The sequence below is a fragment of the Acinetobacter lwoffii genome, assembly GCF_019343495.1.
In the GTDB taxonomy this organism is placed as follows: Bacteria; Pseudomonadota; Gammaproteobacteria; order Pseudomonadales; family Moraxellaceae; genus Acinetobacter; species Acinetobacter lwoffii_P.
This window is the reverse complement of record NZ_CP072549.1, coordinates 2,704,225-2,723,156: the sequence shown is the minus strand read 5'-3', so window position 1 is coordinate 2,723,156 and position 18,932 is coordinate 2,704,225. Positions and strand designations below refer to the sequence as shown.

Genomic DNA, 18,932 nt, shown 5'->3' with positions numbered 1-18,932 from the left:
AGTCAAATTAATCAGCTAGTCATGATCCATACTGTCGCCTTACAAGGCCAGTTTGGCCTTGTTTTTGGCAAATAATGCCGGCCCAATCCCTTTGACCAGCTGGATCTCTTCAATGCTTTTGAATTTTCCATTTTTTTGCCGATGTTCAATAATCGCTTCAGCCTTTTTTTGACCAATACCATTTAGCTGCTGTAATTGCTCTACAGTTGCATTATTCAAACTGATTTTATCAGCAGCAGAAGATGCCGATAATGCAGGCTTCGCCAGATAGTGATTGCTTTCTGATGAAGCCGTAGCGGCAGCTTTTTTCTTCAGGCGGGCGTCGTGTTGCTGTTGTTGGGTCTTCCATTCCATATAATCGGTCGCAGTCGCATGCGCTGTTCCGATAGAAATAAAGCCCAGCCAGCAACTCAGAAGAAGATTAATCCATGTTGGACCGATTCGATAAGGTGTTTTTTTCATGTGCTGCTCTTTGTTTTAATTCTAATTTAGCCTGTTCCCAGAGCTGATCAAGTTCAGCCAGTGACAGTTTTTCCAGGTCTAATTGCTGTAATTGTGCCTGATCTTCCATCAAGGCAAAGCGGGTTCGAAATTTATGGATCGTCCCCAATAATGCCATCTCACTGGAGATGCCAAGTTTACGTCCAACATTGACCAGAGAAAATAAGCAGTCGCCAAATTCTTCCTGTATTTCATCGGAATTTTGTCCGGCTACCGCTTCTTTTAATTCAGCCAGCTCTTCTTCCAGCTTGGCATAAGCACCCGCCATGTCCGGAAAATCAAAACCGATTTTGGCGACATTTTTTTGAATTTCATCAGCCTGCACCAAAGCCGGTGCATGTTTAATATCATCCAGACGTGAACGCGGCTTGCCCTGCTTTTCTTGCTGTTTGATTTCTTTCCATAGCTCAGACACATCTTCCGGACTCATTTTTGCAAATTGTTCAGCCTGAAATACATGCGGATGACGGCGAACCAGTTTATCGGTAATGGCCTGAACCACATCCTGAAAATCGAAAGCCCCCTGCTCGCTATACATTTGCGACTGGAACACTACCTGTAACAGCAAATCACCCAGCTCATCGCGGACATCGTCGACTTTTCCAGAGCGGACTGCTGCTTCGACTTCGTAAGCTTCCTCAATGGCATATTTAGTCAGAGATTCAGGGGTCTGTTGCTGATCCCATGGACATTTTTCACGTAATTCGCGAATGACCTTGAGTAGTTGTTCCATATTCAAAAACCTCTTTTTTACCAAATAGTCGCGTCAATCTGCCAGTTTCTTGTTATGCTCAAAAAAAAGACAATAAGGAGATCAGGCACATGCACAGTATATTGATTAGTGGTGCAGCACAAGGAATTGGTGCCGCGACGGCCACCCTATTTTACCAGCACGGCTACAAGGTGGGCATTTATGATGTTCAGGTGGAGCAGGCAGAACAACTGGCCCAGCAACTGGGCGAACATGCCAAAGCCGGTTTTCTGGATGTGGCTGACTACGCTTCCTGGGAAACAGCTTTAGCCGAATTTTCAGCTTGGGCAGGTGAAATCAATATTCTGGTCAATAATGCCGGGATCCTATATTCAGGGCCTTTTGAAGATACTACTATTGATGCACATCACCGGACTCTGGATATTAATGTCAAAGGGGTCATGAACGGCTGTCATGCCGCTTTCCCATATTTAAAAGAATCTTCATTTGCCCGCATCATTAATCTATCTTCCGCTTCGGCAATTTATGGCCAGGCCGATTTAAGCAGTTATTCCACTAGCAAGTTTGCAGTGCGTGGCCTGACTGAAAGTCTGGATATTGAGTGGCAACCCTATGGGATTCGAGTCTTGGATATCATGCCGCTTTTCGTCAGTACGGCCATGGTCAAAGATATGCAGGCAGAAAGTATTAAAAAAATGGGCGTGCATTTAAAAGCAGAAGATGTCGCACAAGATATTCTGAAACTGGCAGAACTCAAAGATTCCATCTGGCAAGCAACGCATCATCCCGTCGGATTCAAAAGTCAGTTTTTATTTCATTTATCGCGGATGAGTCCGCAATTTGTGAATCGGCTGAGTAATCTGCTCATTTCCAGAAAATAAAAAATATTCGGGTTGATTCTGTTTTAGACAGTGTGATGAATCTGAATCACCGGAAATTTCAACCCGTTGCAAGAGTGCTCACTTTGCCAGGCCACGGTGAGCACGCAGCCAGCAAGCGTATAATTTTGATAGGCATAGACGCCAATCTTTGGATGTTCGCAGCGCCCGCCATTTTGCTCAGGATGGATATTAGTATTGAATTCGTTGAGGTTGATCCGGATTCCCAAGCCTGATGCCTTTAACACGGCCTCTTTGGTCGTCCAGACTTTAAACCAGTATTCAGGGTCATAAGCCAGCGCTTGCCAATTTTTGAGTTCTTCAGGATGGAAGGCGTGCTGTGCCAAAGCTTCAAAACGGACTTTACGGCTCAGTTCTTCAATATCGATTCCCAAGTTTTGGACATTCCTGCTCGTGGCCAGGGCGTAGAAATTATGGCTATGGCTATGATTAAAACTGAAGTCTGGATAGTCATTTAAATAAGGCTTGCCAAAATTCGTCCGCACCACCTGTTGATCGCTAACTGGCAATTCAAAAGATTGGGATAAAAGCTGATTGCGCAAAAATGCCACTTCGCGTTTCCGTTCGGCAATCTGGGTTTTGCGGTCTGACAATTGATCACAAGCCAGATCAGAAAGTTGATGCAGATGAATTTGAATCAGCCGAGCCACGTGAATCCATTAAAAAGATGTCAATTGATTTGAGTGTAAAAGAATTTACACTTTTATTGGGAGAGAAATTCATTATTTTCTCAAAACAAAAAGCCCGCTTTACGCAGGCTTTTTATCCGAAAAATTTAAACTATAAAATTAACGCTTAAATTTCTTCTCGGCTTTCTTGAACTTCTGTACATAGCGACGTTTACGTGCAGCTGCACGCTCATCCACTTGAGACTTACGACCTTCAAACGGGTTTTCCGAAGTTTTAAACTCGATTTTAATCGGTGTACCTTCAAGCTTGTACACTTTACGGAACACGTTTTCCAGGTAACGACGATAATCCGCAGGAGTTTTATCCACCTTGTTTCCGTGAATCACGATCGTTGGCGGATTTTGTCCACCCATGTGTGCATAACGCATTTTAATACGACGACCCTGAACCATTGGCGGTTGGTGGGCATCTGTCGCATCATTTAAAATCTGGGTGATTTTTGCTGGTGACACTTTCAAACGAGATGAATCATAAGCACGGTGAATCGATGGATAAAGATCACCCACACCCGTTCCATGCAATGCAGAAATCAAATGTACTTTGGCCCATGGAATAAAATCGAAGCGACGCTCTACATCGAGCTTACATTGCTTACGATCATATTCAGTCATGTTATCCCATTTGTTGACTGCAATGACCATGGCACGACCCGCTTCAAGCGCATAGCCAATCAAATGCAAATCTTGCTCAACAATACCATCACGCGCATCAACCACAACAACAATTACGTTGGCATCTTTCATTGCCTGTAAAGTTTTAACAATCGAGAATTTCTCAATCATTTCATCAACTTTACCTTTACGGCGCACCCCTGCAGTATCAATCAGGGTGTATTGACGGCCATCACGCTCGAATGGAATATAAATCGAGTCACGTGTTGTACCCGGCTGGTCAAATGCCACCACACGCTCTTCACCGAGCAAACGGTTCACCAGCGTTGACTTACCAACGTTCGGACGACCAATAATCGCTAAACGCAGACCCGTGTTTTTGTCATGCTCTTCCGGATTTTCATCTTCCGGTACATCAGCAAGTACATCTTCCAGCATCTGCTGAACACCACGACCATGGCTGGCTGCCACTTGTAGCGGCTCGCCCATACCCAGTTTGTAGAATTCAACCAGGGCAGCTTCAGCATGTACGCCATCAACTTTGTTGGCCACCAGAAAGACTTTTTTGCCTAAAGTACGCAATTCACGGGCAATCTGTTCATCAGAAGCCAGCAGTCCGGCACGCGCATCAACCACAAAAATAATGATGTCGGCTTCATGAATAGCAGTCTTGGACTGCTCTGCCATGTACGAGTCAATCCCACCTTCATTTTCGCCAATACCGCCAGTATCGACCACAATGAAAGATTTATTTTGATAAGTTGCATCGCCATATTTACGGTCGCGTGTCAGACCTGCAAAGTCTGCCACCAATGCGTCACGGCTCTTGGTAATCTGGTTGAACAGCGTTGATTTTCCGACGTTCGGACGACCAATGAGCGCAATTACGGGTTTCATAGAGTAACCTTTATTCAATATCAGGCGTCAAAGTGGCCTGAACATCAGAAAGTATAGGAAGATATAAGGGGGAAATACCCTAAATAAAAACACGGGGCATTGATTTTTCAATCACCCCGCGTTCACAAAAATACGGTTGTGGCTAGTTTAGCATAAGGCTCGTTAAAATTAACGGTTCTGCCAAATGCTTAATGCGCCCTTGCGTGTGGAAACATACAGCTGGTTGTCGATGACGCGTAAGCTACGTACTTCCCCAGAGGTTTTCGAACGACCAGTAATCTGTCCGGTACGCGGATCAATCAGGTGCAAGACACCATCCAGATCGCCGACTACAAGATCAGTACCCAGCATCACCGGATTACTTAACTTGCGATTCAGCAACTGGTCATTTTCCCAAAGCGGTTGACCCGAGGTAATTTCAAAGGCTTTGATTTTGCCATCGGTTTGCGCCACAAATACACCATTGCCCACAACTTCTGGACGCTGGATACTGCTGGCATCTTCACTCCAGACCACCTGTTGTGAAGCTAAATCCAGCACAGTCACCTGACCTTGATAACTGGTGGTCACCACAAACTGGCCTGCAACGACCGGTTCCCCGTCAATATCAACCAGACGCTGGATATCAGAACGCCCATCCGACACTGCGACACGACGCTGTAATTTTGGCACACCGCTTAAGGCATCCAGTGCATAGATATAAGCATTGGAAGATGCAATCAGTACATTACGCGCATCTAATGCAACCGGTGCAGCCATACCACGCAGGCTGAATTGTACATTAGGTAAGTCATAAGTCCAAACTTGCGCACCCGTCGCAATTTCATGCGCATATACGGTGCCGTCATTGCTGACACTAATGACCCGCCCTGCATGAATCAGTGAAGGCGCCAGTAAAGCACCCGTCAATTGCGCAGTCCATTTCTGCTCGCCGGTTTGTTGATCTAGCGCAAACAGCTGACCTTTCTGGTTGCCGACGACAACAAGACCTTCGGCAGCTTCAACGCCAGAACTTAAATTGTCTTTGCTGACTTTCTTCTGCCACAGACGCTGTTTGCCTTTAAATGCAGACACTTCGCCTTTCGGGTCAATCGCAAAGACCACGCCATTGTCTGCATCCAGACGTAAACGCAACGGATCAGCAGCATCTGTTGACGCCACACTGGTGGAAAATACAGGGACCAGGGTTTTGGCTTGGGTCAGTTTTGGAAGTGGATTCGGTTTTACTTCTGGAACTTTAGTGGTTTTACCTGCACAGCCAGCCAGTGCAAGCGTTAAAACAGTCAAGGCACAGGTAATTTTGTATTTTCTATTCATGCAGCTTCTTCCGCTTGTGTTTCTATAATTGGGCGTTCGATTTCTGGATCATCGACTAACACGCCTACGCTTTCGAGCTTAATTTGTAAAATCTGACGTTCTTCTTTACGTTCAATCAAAGCATCCCATGCACTTTGATATACTTTTTTCGCATTTTCAATATCATTTTTGGCAACATAGATATCGCCACGTGCTTCATCGGCAGTTGCTTTAAATGCAGGTTCAGTCACTGCTTCTAAAGTTTTCAATGCAGCATCATATTTTTTCTGTGCCAGTTGCGCATAGGCCAGACGAAGTTTAACCACCTGAACCAGGCCTTTATCATCTACTTTCGAGTTTTCAACTTTCTGTAGTGCTTTCTCGGCCGCAGCATAATCTTCTTTGTCATAAGCCAGTTTCGCCATGACTAACTGGGTTTGAATCGCCTGAGCTGAGTCAGGCGCTTCCTTGACAATTTTGTCCGCAGTTTCAGACAGCTTGGCAAAACCATCACCTTTCGATGCCTGTGCATCATCCATCAACTGCTGAACCTTGGCAGTGTGCATTTGCGACTCTGCCAGGTTTTTCTTCTGCCAATATTCCCATCCAAAAAAGGCAATCAGCGCAATTAAAATCCCGGTAATCATCGAAGAACCATATTTCTTCGTAAAGGATTTTAAGCTTTCAAACTGTTCATCACCACTCATTGCGCTCATGAGATTACCCTTTTCCTAATGTTTTATCGATTATTTTGAAGAAATTTTAGTACTAAAAAATGCAACGAAGTCCGTAAATGGTACATTCGATTGCTCTGCGGTTGCCAGCTCTTTCACAGTAAACGCCTGAGCTTCCAGTTCACGCTCGCCCAAAATCGCCGCATACAAAGCACCGGCTTGATCGGCCTTTTTCATTTGTGATTTCATTGAACCTTGTGAGCCTACTTTCAGACGAACCTGACTGTCTGCTGCTTCAAGCTGATCACGAATCTGCTCCGCAATGACCAAAGCTTTACCTTGAGAAGCCGGTTCAACCACCAGGAATACTTCACAATCACGTGCCCGGGTATTGTCTTCAACCTGTTCCAGCAGAAGCAATAAACGCTCGATCCCCATAGCAAAACCGACCGCAGGGACAGACTGATCTGCCTTTCCTTTAAGTTGACCCACTAGACCGTCATAACGGCCACCGGCACAAACTGTACCTTGTGAACCCAAATGGGTTGTGGTCCATTCAAAAACAGTTTTGTTGTAATAGTCCAGACCGCGTACCAGCTTTTGATTGATCACGAAGCTCACGCCTGCATCAGTCAAATACTGCTGTAACTGGGCAAAGTGCGCCAGCGTTTCTTCACCCATAAAATCATGCAGTTTCGGTGCATTTTCTAAGATACTTTGTGTTTTGGCATCTTTAGAATCCAAAATACGCAATGGATTCGTGGTCAGACGGCGCTGAGAATCTTCATCCAGATCAGCTTTATGCGACTCTAAAAACTCAACCAGCGCCGCACGATAGGCTGCACGCTCATCCGACTCACCTAAAGTGTTCAACTCAAGCTGAACCTTGTCTGCCACACCCATACGTTTCCATAAACGTGCTGTCATCAGGATCAGTTCTGCATCCATGTCCGGAGTCGCCACACCAAAAGTTTCTACACCAAACTGGTGGAACTGACGGTAACGGCCTTTTTGCGGTTTTTCATAACGGAACATTGGGCCGATATACCAGACGCGAGGCGTCGCACCGCGCAGCAGGTTATGCTCCAGCATGGCACGTACACAACCCGCCGTCCCTTCAGGACGCAGCGTCAATGACTCAGGCGGATTGCCCTTGTCGAGGAAGGTATACATTTCTTTTTCAACGATATCGGTTGCATCACCGATCGAACGTTTAAACAGATTGGTCTGTTCTACGATAGGCAAACGAATTTGTTGATAGCCATAGGCATCCATCAAACCGGATAGATGCTGTTCAAGACGTCTCCAAGCTGGGGTTTGCGTTGGGAGAATGTCATTAAAACCTTTGATTGCGACGATTGAACTCATGATCTACTCAGGAAAACTTGTACGAATAATTTCTTTAGATTTAGCTTCTTCAAGCTCGGAAACGCGTTGACGAACCATGGTTTCGATTTCATCAACCAATTGATTCGTGTCAATTAAATGGCTCTTTTCGCCATTACGGTACACTAGTGAACGCGGACTTGCACCCACCACACCAATATCCGCTTCTTTGGCTTCGCCCGGCCCATTCACTTTACAGCCAATGACAGAGACATCCATTGGGGTACGAATATCTTCTAAACGCTCTTCAAGTTGCTGCATCACCGAAATCACATTAAATTCCTGACGTGAACAGCTTGGGCAGGCAATGAAGTTAATCCCGTTGGAGCGCAGACCCAGCGATTTCAGAATATCAAAACCAATTTTAATTTCTTCTTCAGGGTCGGCAGCTAAGGAAATACGCATGGTATCCCCAATGCCTTCCATCAGCAGGCCGCCCAAAGCGATCGCTGATTTAACCGAACCGGTGCGGTAAATACCCGCTTCCGTTACACCCAAATGTAACGGATTATTAATTTGCTGTGACAGCAAACGATACGCATCCATGGTCAGGAACACATTCGAGGCTTTGACTGAAATTTTGAATTCCTGGAAATCCAGACGGTCTAAAATATCGATATGGCGCATCGCAGATTCAAGCAAAGCCTGGCCAGTCGGCTCACCATATTTCTTTTGAATATCTTTTTCCAGTGAACCGGCATTGACACCGATCCGCATGGAAATATCGTTATGACGTGCTGCGGCCACCACTTCACGGATTTTCGCTTCAGAACCGATATTGCCCGGGTTAATCCGCAGGCAGTCTGCACCCAAATCGGCAACTGCTAAAGCAATTTTATAATCGAAGTGAATATCGGCGACCAAAGGTACATTGACCTGCTTGCGAATTTCACCAAATGCCGCCGCGGCTTCCATGGTAGGCACAGAAACCCGCATAATATCCGCACCTGCATCGACGCAGCGCTGAATCTGTGCAACCGTAGCTGCTACATCACAGGTTTCAGTATTGGTCATGGACTGGATACTGATTGGTGCATCACCACCCACATAAACTGAACCCACACGAATTTTACGTGTTGGACGACGTTTAATTGGATTTATGATCATCGTTCTGCTCTACTCTTGATCTGTTAAGGTGATAAACGGAATTCTGCTTTTCCGTTCACAGTGTAGGGTGACAATGAAATATTTTCATTATTCAAACTGAGCGATACAGCCGAGGCATCATCCAGACGAATCTGGAATGGCGCTTCACCATTCAGTTGCAAGCTCGATGCCTGACGGCCAGTTGCCAGAACATTACCCGCTGAGTCGACAATATGCACCGAAGTCGGACGGTTAAAATCAAGTTTCAGCTGATCACCGGAAAGTGCGGCACCTGTATCCAGATTCAGAATCTCGACATTAGAAGCGCCTACTCCAGAGACTTCACTGCTATTTTGGGAATTACTGCTCGACCAGTTCTGAATCATGGCAAACAGTGCGCCCAAAATCAGCAACAGTACCAGCGTAATAAAAATTCGTCTTAACCACTTACGATTGCGGTCACGCTTGGAACCTGGCAATTTCCCCATAATTTTGATAGGAGAATTGTTCAGGGCATGGTTCGGCAGCAGCCCGGTATCATTGGTATAAATTTCATCAAAACGCTGAATAATACTAGACGCATCTACACCCAGAAATTTGGCATAAGTCCGGTAATAACCTTTGATAAAGGTCGCTTCAGGCAAAGATTTGTATTCATCCTGCTCAAGAGCAGTCAGGGTTTTGACCGGGATGTTCAGCTCTTTCGCTACATCTTCCAGATTGCGTTGCTGATTGATGCGAATCTGGCGCAAGTACTCGCCCGGACGTTGAATATTTCCTAACGCATTTGGAGCTACGCTCGAATGATTCGATGGTGAATTAGGATTTACTTCCATACGGCCTCAGTACTGTACTGTAATTGCAAATAACGTTGGTATTCCTGGCTTTCAGGAAAAAGTGCACGTAACTGGTTGACCAATACCTGCATACCCAACTGATCACCCCCGGCACGCGCAGTGCGAATGCCGACCCAGAGCGCACGAGCACCCTGATTCTTCTGTCCCACACCACGCACAAACTGTTGATACATTTGTGTCGCCGCCGGGAACTGCTGGTTCAAATAAAATATTTCTGCCAACTCTAACATTGAAATATAAGAATCGCGATTGGCTTGCAGCGCCTGTTTGAATGATTTTTCAGCATTTGTTGCATCACCCAGTTTCAGGTAAATCCGCCCCATATTTTCCAGTGCGCGGAAACGTTGATCATAACCCAACGTGGCACCAGCAATTTGAAACTGCTCGATCGCATCATTATAGCGTTCAAGCTGATATAAATAAGTGCCGTAATTATTTCGCGCCTGCGCATTTTTCGGATCTGCCGAAATCGCACGCTTGAAATAATGATCTGCTTTTTCGAGATTAAGCTTACTACCTTCCTGTTGCAGTAGCACGCCCATCATCATATTTGCTTGAGAATCACGCGGAGTAGTCTCAAGTGCCTGATCCAGCGCACGTTTGGCTGCATCCAGGTCACCTGTTCTCAGATATTCTACCGCCAATTGGGTACGGACTTTGGTGGCCTTTTCAGGGTCTTTCTGACCCAGATCTGGCGTCTGACACGCGACTAAAACCAAAGACACACATACTGTTGAAATCAAAGCAAACTTTGATGTTAGATTTCTCAACTGGCGACCTCTTATTATCCTTGTGAGCGCATGATCTCATTCGATTGCGCAATTTTCTTTTTCCACTGTTCCGCACGACGGGTACGGTCAGCGACTTGTCCGACTAACTGTCCACACGCGGCATCAATGTCATCACCGCGTGTCTGACGAATCGTACACACAAAACCGGCATCAGACAAAGTTTTTTGGAAAGAAATAATCCGGTTGCGGCTTGAGCGGCCATATGGCGCATGCGGGAACGGATTAAAAGGAATCAAATTAATCTTGCTTGGCAAATTCTTCAACAGCTTAATCATTTGCTGAGCATGTTCAGGATGGTCATTCACGCCATCTAACATCACATATTCAATCGTCACATGTTTACGTGAACTTTCGTTACCATCTTTAGCAATATAACGCTGACATGCTGCAATCAGCTGCTCAAGCGGATATTTTTTATTGATCGGCACCAGCTCGTTACGCAGTTCATCATTTGGCGCATGCAATGAAATAGCCAGCGCCACGTCAATATCTTTGACCATCTGATCGATTTTCGGTACCACACCAGAAGTCGATAAAGTCACACGACGTTTTGACATGCCGTATGCAAAGTCATCCAGCATAATACGCATTGAATTCAATACTGCATCGTAGTTGAGCAATGGCTCGCCCATGCCCATCATCACCACGTTCGTGACTGAACGTTCACGCTCAAGTACAGGCACATCTTCCATATAGGAATAGTTCGCCATCCAGAGCTGACCGATAATTTCGGCTTGAGTCAAATCACGCTGGAAACCCTGTTTACCGGTTGAGCAGAATGAACAGTCCAGTGCACAGCCCACTTGTGAAGAAATACACAAAGTGCGACGTAAACCACTGCGATGTTCAGCAGGAATCAATACGGTTTCGACGAGGGAACCTTCACCGTCGCCAACACGGAATACCCATTTACGGGTACCATCTTTAGAATAGTTTTTATGCACCACTTCAGGCGCTTTAATTTCACAAATCTTTTCCAGTTTTTCACGCAGTTTTCCTGAAATATTGGTCATTTCAGCAAAATCAGTCACGAAGAACTGGTGAATCCATTTCATCACCTGCCCGGCACGAAACTTCTTTTCACCCATGTCCTCAAAGAATTTTTCCATTTGCGGACGTGACATGCCAAGTAAATTCACTTTCTCGACAGTATTTGCCTGTGCTGGAGCGGATGGAGTGTGTTGCTGTGGCTCAGAAACTGCTGATACAGCGACTGCTTCAGTACTCATGTGTATTACCTAAACCATGTCTAAAGATGAAAGGAGAAGCTCAATATGTGAGCAAAGAATTATTCAGAGAATAAAAAAACCAGATAAGTATAATAACACTTATCTGGCTTGAATACTGCGAATTAACGAGTACGTGGAGCAATCTCAGTTTGAGCGAAGAAGTAGTTAACTTCACGATCAGCAGATGCTACAGAGTCAGAACCGTGAGCAGCGTTTTCATCGATGCTTACAGCGAAATCTGCACGGATAGTACCAGGAGCAGCTTCTTTAGGATTCGTCGCACCAAGGATGTCACGGTGAGCAAGAACAGCGTTTTCGCCTTCAAGAACTGAAACAACCACTGGACCAGAAGTCATGAATGCAACTAGGTCAGCAAAGAAACCACGTTCTTTGTGCTCAGCATAGAAGCCTTCAGCTTCAGCTTGAGTCAAATGTTTCATTTTAGTTGCAACAATTTGAAGACCAGCTTTCTCGAAACGAGCAAAGATGTCGCCGATGTGGTTTTTAGCAACTGCGTCTGGTTTAACGATAGATAAAGTACGTTCGATAGCCATGATAGGCTCCTTAAGTCAATTGTTGACATGAAAATTTGGCGCATTATACCGAGATAATGCGCATTTTTCTGCTTTTCATCTGTAAAAAAATGCTTTTTTAAGATGAGGGCTTAGCGTGCCTCATCAATCCATGCCATTTGAATCGCTTCAAGCAGACCTTCAGTCGACTTGGTTGGATCATCTTCAAATTCAGGCAAAGCACATACCCAGGCATGTAAATCAGTAAAACGAATCCACTGCGGGTCCACATCTGGATGCGCTTCATAGAGTTCAATCGCGATATCGAGAGTGTCAGTCCAACGTAAACCCATCTCTATTTCTCACCATAATTGCTTTGATGCTGTACTTTAACAAATCTGTGAAAATCTGCGAGCCTTTGCTCCGGCTTTCACTTATTTTTACAGCACAATATTCAGATAAGGTGCGGTCAGGACAATGGCAATTGCCATCATGCCACCCAGAATTGCGCCAACTGCCACATCACTTGGATAATGTAATCCCAACACCATTCGGGACACTGCGACCAGAATCGTAAAAGGCAACATCAGCATGAGTAATAAAGGTGCGACATAACCTAAAACGGTGGTTGCCATCACGGCATGCAAGGTATGCCCCGAGGGAAAACTGAAATGATCCAGTGGATGCTCACCCAGACGGATCACCTGATGCACCTGATAAGGACGTGGCCGTACGGTTTTGATTTTAAGCACCTTGTAAATAATGGTACCAATAGTGCTTCCCAAAATCAGATAAACAATCTGCACGGTATAGATCAAGCCTTGCATGATCCAAACCAGTATCAGCATGAAATACCAAAATGCACCATTTCCTAAGCGGCTAATCATTTTAAAAAAAGTGGCAATACGGACTGAATGCGAAAAATGATTCAGATAAACACAGCCTTTCAAATCGATTTCTAAAAATTTAATCTTTACATTCTGGAGTTTCACACTGTTGCTCCTTTCTTGTTTTATATCCTGTATTCCTGATGCTGTACCAGTAAATACAGTGCCTGTTCAAATTGCCGGACTGGATATTGCCAGCCTACTTTTTCGGCTTTTTTACGTGCTTGCGCGCCCATCTGCTGTAATCTTTGCAGATCAGGCAGTTCGAGCATCTGCTGAATCAAACCCTGCTGATGTCCAAGTCCGCTCAACCATCCCGTTTCACCATGCTGCACATGCAAATTTGCACAAGCATAATCATAAGCAATCACTGGCAAGCCACTGGCCATCGCTTCCAAAACCACATTTCCAAAGGTTTCGACCTGGCTGGCAAAACAGAACACATCAGCACTGGCATACGCCGCTGACAGTTTTTCCCCTGTCAAGCTACCGGTAAAAACAATGCTACCATCCTGATTCAGTTGTTGCAGTCGAGTGCGATCCGGCCCATCTCCGACCACCACCAAACGCACATCTTGCTGACGAACTTGGCGCAGCACAAAATAGGTCTTGATCAGCACGTCAATTTCCTTTTCAGGAGAAAGCCGTCCCACATACAACATTACCCGGGTCTCGTTTGAAACTCCCCAAGCATAGCGCAAATCTGGTGATCGCCACTTTGGTGAAAATGTATCTGGATCGACGCCTCTGCCCACGACTGCCAAGGGACAAGTTACACCAAACTGATTTAAGGCTTGAGCCGTGTCTCGACTCGGGACACAGGTCAAATCAGTATTATTATGAAACCACTTTAAATAACCTTGAATTGGCTTCAGTAAAAAGGCCAAATCAAAAAACCGACTAAATTCCTGAAATGACGAATGGAAACCGCTAGAGACTGGAATTTTATGGAATTTTGCAAGCTGCTGAGCTACCAAACCCAAAGGGCCTTCGGTCACAATATGAATAATATCGGGTATAAAAGTTTCAACAGCTTGATGGATTTTTAGAAATTGCGGTCTACCAAACTGCAAATTACTATATTTAGGAATGCAATGCGCTTTAACCAGACATTCACTATGCGGTTGAAAATCATTACAAGCTTGTCGTTGTTCTGGACGTATTAATAAAATCTTATGCCCCTGTTTTTGTAATCCTTTACAAAGTTGCAATAAAGCATGGGCAACACCATTGATTTCAGGAGGCCAAGTTTCGGTAACGATGGCAATTTTTAAACGGGACCGTGTCAGATCTTCTAGGACTATTTTGTCACGAATAGCCTGTTTACGTTGCTCTTTTAAATCAAACTGGATTTTGTGAATAACAGGTCTTTGCTCTAATAATTCTGAGATGGAAATTTGTTGCATCTCGCACCTATTTGCTTATATTTTTCACCCAGTATAGAAAGATCTCATGACTATTTGATGAATAAAAATAACTAAAAAAACCAAAAATAAATCTTCTAAATTATTATTTATATTAAAAAAATAAGTGAATACCAATTAATTCTTAGACTAAAAAGATATTCACTTTATACAGATCTTCATTTAACCTCCTCAAAGTTTCTGCATGTTTGCTTTACTGTACTGATCCCAGGTTGGTTTAAAGTCTTTCAGGCAATTTCCTTATTTCTATGATTTAAAAATTAATATCGACAGAAATCCGATCACGATAAGTTCCAGCTGGAACCCCATTAAAAGGATTCTCTTCGAGTTGAACCGAAACGATATATTTCTGTCTCTGTGAAGCTCCCTGATTCACTCTGACTCCCCATAACCCACTATTTGCACCACTCAAATTTAATTTGGTACGCAATTTATTAGGACCATTAGACACATAACTTATCCCGTTGGAACTCACCAGGTTCTGACTATTAAATAAAATTGAATAGCCCATATCACATGAAATATTAAATGAAGTGGCAGCCTGACTACGCTGATAGCTGGCTAGACGTAATTCTGGAGTGGTAAAACCATCAATCGAGCAATATTGGGCCATGGCTATTTCACTCATACTGAGTGCGGTAATAAATAAAAAGAGCTTTTTCATTTTTCTACTCCTACTTACATATAGTTTCCAGAATTTGCTTGTCTGAATTCTGGAATTGGTTTTCATTCAGAATGAATTGAGCCTGGCACTGCTGCCCTCTATTAGTCTTCACTTTAATGTTGTAAGTGCCTGCTTTAAATAGATATAGGTAAACAATACCCTGACTATCAACAAAAGAAGGTTCTGTACTGAGACCATCCACAAGAACCTCAGAGCCTATGACTAAATTATTTTGTTGTGCATCTTTAATTCTTAGCGCAATACGTTTGGTTTTATAGATAGGAAAATCCAGCTTATATCCACGTTGATCCAGACCAATAATTTTTTTAGAAGAGTGTTCAAAAGTTTCTTCCATCGCTAACTGGTTATGGTCAAAAGAAATATCGTAATGGATATAAGGGATGATGTTATGTATAAACATATAGCCTTGATTATTGGTGCTTCCAGCTAGACTCGCTGAACGATAGATATCAAGATTTGGATGTTGATCGACCTCAACCAGAGCAAAAGCATTATCAGCATATTTGGTGAATGCTATTTTACTACCTAGCCAAACCAAGGCGCCCTCAAACATAGCCTGTGAATTACGACGATTCTCATATTCATCATGAGAAAGTTGTAAATTACCAATACTGGTTTTCCATAAACCATAAGCATTGTAATTAACTTCTTCTTCAGTGCGATTAACCCCCAAAACATAATCAAAACCATTCTGAGTCATCGTTCTGTGACTAAAACTTAAACTCGTTTCATTATCCTCAGTATCGTGATTTAAATAAATTTGACCCTTTTCTTCCCAATCGTAAGATAAGGCGATATTAAAACCATGATCCCCCTCATTCCCAAAATCTTTATAAAAGCCAAAATTTGTATATATTTTTTTTGTTAAGCTTTTTGAAGCTCGAATATCAAAAATTTTCTGAGTATCATTACTAAAACCATTTTGATCATAATAAGATTGATAAATATAACTAAGATTTAATCCATCAATGAATCCCAAATTGGAAAAATTAAAATATAGAATATTTGAGGCTTCAATATTAGAGTTATATATATCACCACTTAAATACTGATATTCCTGAGTAAAATATCGACTATTTATACCAAAGGACCAGTTTCTAAAATCTCGACTCAGGGCTATCGAAGCCGCATATCCTTGTTCATCATCCGCTTCTGTCTGGCTAACTGAAAATGCACTATCCATAAGCAAGTATTTACTTATTCCTTGGGTCCATAAAAAATCAAAATTGCTGACATCTTTACTATATAAAAAATCTCCTCCCAAGGTCGTTGAAGACGTTATACCCCGCCGATAAAACAATTTTGTAAAAAACTCCCGATAATCATCATCGACATAATCATAGTTATATCTTAATTTACCCAATGAAATATTATATTCGTTCAATTTTGGCTTTAATAATCGACTATTAATATAAACCGGAAAACTCTGGACGCTCCTATTCCCTAAAATATCTTCTACAACAATTTGTGCATCACCCGCCTGATTTAGCATTGCTCCAGCAGGAAGATTATAATTACCAGGGGTCACAGAATCCCGATATAAACGTACCCCATTAATATATAGATCAATTGTTGAGGGTACGCTTGCACTCCCATTTAAAGTCGGCGCATTCCAGTAAACAAAGTCTGGACGATTGGTATAGTTGGTACCAAAACTTAGCCCCCCAAACCGAAAAGAATTATTTAAACTACTATAAGGACTCGTCGTATCTCCCAAGGTAAGTCTTGAAAAGTTTTTTGGAAATTCAACATCGAGCGTCGTATTGACACGTAAAAATCTTTCTTCAATATCTTCAGGTTCATTACGATATAAAAAAGCATTTTTTAATAACCAATAATCTTTAAATATCCCAATTTCTGAAAATGTATTAAATTCTTGTTCTTCATCATCTTTATTATAAAATAAGCTATAATTAACAAACCCTCCAAAATTCGCTTTCTCGGGATTTTCTACCTCTAATTCATAATGAGTATCTTCAAAATAATTGACTGGAAAATTAATTTTAATGGCTTGTAAACTATAGTCATCTTCAACTGTTACACCTGGTTGATTCAATAAACAGAATTCTTTCTTGACCAAGTGACGGGGGATCCTTTCAATGTGAATTCCGATTCTGGATAAAGCCTCACACTCAATATATCTCTGCCCTCCATCAGAAAAATGAATTGCTTCAGTTTTATAATCTAAGCCATTTACCCATATATTTACGATGAACATTTCTAAATTGTCTTTCTGCACCGTCTGTTGAACATTTTCAGCATTTACATTTGTTAGCCCCATCCCACACGCGATCATTAGAAGAATTTTAGTGACCTTCATAGCATCATCCTTTTACTATTTATTCTTTTTATAAGCATCTTCTAGGCTTTTACAGGAAATTCCAAATATCCCTCATGGTCTTCCACTTTTATCTTTAATTTCAAATCTCCATTTTCTTTTAATTCTCCAAGTTCAAATTTAATTTTATTTCCACTCAAAATATATTGAACAAAATCTTTTTTCATGAGTTGATTATTTTTACTATCCAATACTATAACTTCAGTAATTTTTGCATGAGATTTAGATAAATTATTTACATTTAAATAAGCCAGTTCATTAATTTTTTGCAGATCTATATTTAATTTTGGTGTAACCTGTTTTCCAGCAAAAAAAGGCAGTGAGAAATTAAATAAAAAATTAATCGAAGAATTATCATCAACTGGTGTTACTTCTTTAAAAATGATCCTCCATGATTGCTGTTGCTCTAAATTTAATGGGGGTTGGCTAAACCCGATACGGACAACTTGTTTACTTTCAGGTTTTAGCTCAAATGTTTTTGGATTAAACAATAAAGTATTATCCTCCAATAGAACATCTTCACCTTTTTCATTTTGCTGCCATTTAAATGCACTAATTTCATATATTTTTGAAGTACTTAATCCTGTACTTTCAATATTAACAGTTGTACTTTTCTGTCTTTTAAAATCTTGAATATAGAGTTGGATAGGACTGAACTTTATTCCCGCTGATAAAGAAAAACTAAACAAAAACAATATAGAAAATCCTATAATTTTTTTAATCATATTTCACTCCCAAACCTAAATATAATTATTATTAATCATAAAAATATTAAAATAGGAGATGTAGTACATCTCCTACTTATTCAAAATGTTATATAAAAAATTTCTTATTATTAGAATCGCACTTCTACGTTATATACACCACGATAAGTACCAGCATCAGCTGCTTCAACCGCACTACCAGCTACTGTAGCTGCGACATCCCAACGATGAGCTTGTCCTTTGGTACTTGACTGAGTGCCATAATAAGCTTTTCCACCACGTGTAGTAGTCACAACTACAGGTACAGAGTTCTCACCATTGCGCAAAGTATTTAGTGGATTAATATTTAATCGATAAGGGGCATTTGTGCTGACATTAAAGAAGCCCGCATCGCTCCAATTACCTCCCGTGGTTTGTGCAAGTGTTAATCGAGGTGTCTCAACATCTAAATCACAATGTCTTGGAACTTCCAAAACAATGTCAATTTTTCCGTCACATTTGTCTCCACATCCATGTTTGCCTGGTTTATGAGGTTTATTTGGACCCTGTTGTGGAGGACCACCTCGGTTTGTTTCTGCTGCGTATAGAGCTGTTGAACTAAAACCAAAACCCAGTACGAGTGCTGCCAATGTGGCTTGAGTCATTTTTTTCATGTTTTTCTCCATTTCTTTTTTTAAAAGAATATATTTTTCTTTTATTTTTAACGCTTATATCCCAACTCTTGGAATTCAGAGCTATTTTTCTAAGCGCAGA

At 42.3% G+C, this 18,932-nt stretch carries 20 protein-coding genes; 1 reads left to right on the top strand and 19 read right to left on the bottom strand.

Going from position 1 to position 18,932, the window contains the following annotated elements:
* Positions 1-39 precede the first annotated feature (39 nt).
* Positions 40-462 carry a ComEA family DNA-binding protein gene (locus tag J7649_RS12770; protein ID WP_005245996.1) on the bottom strand — a complete coding sequence of 141 codons (423 nt, stop codon included), beginning with the start codon at positions 460-462 and terminating at the stop codon, positions 40-42.
* A complete protein-coding gene (gene mazG, locus J7649_RS12765) occupies positions 422-1,234 on the bottom strand; it encodes a nucleoside triphosphate pyrophosphohydrolase (protein WP_219308442.1) in 813 nt (270 codons plus the stop codon). The genes J7649_RS12770 and mazG overlap by 41 nt, the downstream gene beginning before the upstream one ends.
* Positions 1,235-1,323: 89 nt before the next feature.
* Here mazG and J7649_RS12760 point away from each other — a divergent pair, with 89 nt between their 5' ends.
* The gene (locus J7649_RS12760) at positions 1,324-2,094 is read left to right on the top strand and encodes an SDR family oxidoreductase (RefSeq protein ID WP_219308440.1); all 771 of its coding nucleotides are present in this window, start codon (positions 1,324-1,326) and stop codon (positions 2,092-2,094) included.
* A 23-nt stretch (positions 2,095-2,117) separates the two neighbouring features.
* Here J7649_RS12760 and J7649_RS12755 read toward each other — a convergent pair whose 3' ends face one another.
* From J7649_RS12755 to J7649_RS12675, 17 genes are all read right to left on the bottom strand, one after another.
* Positions 2,118-2,762, bottom strand: coding sequence for a 4'-phosphopantetheinyl transferase family protein (locus J7649_RS12755; RefSeq protein ID WP_219308437.1), 645 nt, complete (start codon positions 2,760-2,762; stop codon positions 2,118-2,120).
* 138 nt (positions 2,763-2,900) lie between these two features.
* Positions 2,901-4,310, bottom strand: coding sequence for a ribosome biogenesis GTPase Der (gene der, locus J7649_RS12750; RefSeq protein ID WP_004278348.1), 1,410 nt, complete (start codon positions 4,308-4,310; stop codon positions 2,901-2,903).
* A gap of 168 nt (positions 4,311-4,478) precedes the next feature.
* Complete coding sequence (gene bamB / locus J7649_RS12745; protein WP_168730663.1) at positions 4,479-5,627, bottom strand: outer membrane protein assembly factor BamB; 1,149 nt, start codon at positions 5,625-5,627, stop codon at positions 4,479-4,481.
* A complete protein-coding gene (locus J7649_RS12740) occupies positions 5,624-6,322 on the bottom strand; it encodes a YfgM family protein (protein WP_005103250.1) in 699 nt (232 codons plus the stop codon). Before J7649_RS12740 ends, bamB begins: the two co-directional genes overlap by 4 nt.
* A 30-nt stretch (positions 6,323-6,352) precedes the next feature.
* Complete coding sequence (gene hisS, locus J7649_RS12735) at positions 6,353-7,648, bottom strand: histidine--tRNA ligase (RefSeq protein WP_219308434.1); 1,296 nt, start codon at positions 7,646-7,648, stop codon at positions 6,353-6,355.
* 3 nt (positions 7,649-7,651) lie between these two features.
* The gene (gene ispG / locus J7649_RS12730) at positions 7,652-8,773 is read right to left on the bottom strand and encodes a flavodoxin-dependent (E)-4-hydroxy-3-methylbut-2-enyl-diphosphate synthase (protein ID WP_219308433.1); all 1,122 of its coding nucleotides are present in this window, start codon (positions 8,771-8,773) and stop codon (positions 7,652-7,654) included.
* A gap of 23 nt (positions 8,774-8,796) precedes the next feature.
* On the bottom strand, positions 8,797-9,588 hold the full coding sequence (locus J7649_RS12725) for a helix-turn-helix domain-containing protein (protein ID WP_219308431.1): 792 nt from the start codon (positions 9,586-9,588) through the stop codon (positions 8,797-8,799).
* Positions 9,579-10,379 carry a type IV pilus biogenesis/stability protein PilW gene (gene pilW / locus J7649_RS12720; RefSeq protein WP_219308429.1) on the bottom strand — a complete coding sequence of 267 codons (801 nt, stop codon included), beginning with the start codon at positions 10,377-10,379 and terminating at the stop codon, positions 9,579-9,581. Before pilW ends, J7649_RS12725 begins: the two co-directional genes overlap by 10 nt.
* Before the next feature lie 14 nt (positions 10,380-10,393).
* Positions 10,394-11,629 (bottom strand): dual-specificity RNA methyltransferase RlmN, encoded by a 1,236-nt coding sequence (gene rlmN / locus J7649_RS12715; RefSeq protein WP_004278358.1) that lies wholly within the window; start codon positions 11,627-11,629, stop codon positions 10,394-10,396.
* A gap of 122 nt (positions 11,630-11,751) precedes the next feature.
* Positions 11,752-12,183: a nucleoside-diphosphate kinase gene (ndk, locus tag J7649_RS12710; RefSeq protein WP_004647460.1), complete on the bottom strand. Its 432-nt coding sequence runs from the start codon at positions 12,181-12,183 to the stop codon at positions 11,752-11,754.
* A gap of 110 nt (positions 12,184-12,293) precedes the next feature.
* Positions 12,294-12,494, bottom strand: a complete 201-nt coding sequence (gene iscX, locus J7649_RS12705; protein WP_004278360.1) for a Fe-S cluster assembly protein IscX — start codon at positions 12,492-12,494, stop codon at positions 12,294-12,296.
* An 87-nt stretch (positions 12,495-12,581) separates the two neighbouring features.
* Positions 12,582-13,133, bottom strand: coding sequence for a phosphatase PAP2 family protein (locus J7649_RS12700; protein WP_005107877.1), 552 nt, complete (start codon positions 13,131-13,133; stop codon positions 12,582-12,584).
* A 20-nt stretch (positions 13,134-13,153) separates the two neighbouring features.
* Positions 13,154-14,434, bottom strand: coding sequence for a glycosyltransferase family 4 protein (locus tag J7649_RS12695; RefSeq protein ID WP_219308426.1), 1,281 nt, complete (start codon positions 14,432-14,434; stop codon positions 13,154-13,156).
* A gap of 271 nt (positions 14,435-14,705) precedes the next feature.
* Positions 14,706-15,116 (bottom strand): hypothetical protein, encoded by a 411-nt coding sequence (locus J7649_RS12690; protein WP_005107879.1) that lies wholly within the window; start codon positions 15,114-15,116, stop codon positions 14,706-14,708.
* Between the two features lie 10 nt (positions 15,117-15,126).
* The gene (locus J7649_RS12685; RefSeq protein WP_219308424.1) at positions 15,127-17,457 is read right to left on the bottom strand and encodes a fimbria/pilus outer membrane usher protein; all 2,331 of its coding nucleotides are present in this window, start codon (positions 17,455-17,457) and stop codon (positions 15,127-15,129) included.
* A 41-nt stretch (positions 17,458-17,498) separates the two neighbouring features.
* Positions 17,499-18,200 (bottom strand): fimbrial biogenesis chaperone, encoded by a 702-nt coding sequence (locus J7649_RS12680; RefSeq protein WP_219308423.1) that lies wholly within the window; start codon positions 18,198-18,200, stop codon positions 17,499-17,501.
* Positions 18,201-18,310: 110 nt separating this feature from the next.
* Positions 18,311-18,832, bottom strand: coding sequence for a hypothetical protein (locus J7649_RS12675; protein ID WP_005107882.1), 522 nt, complete (start codon positions 18,830-18,832; stop codon positions 18,311-18,313).
* Positions 18,833-18,932: the final 100 nt, after the last annotated feature.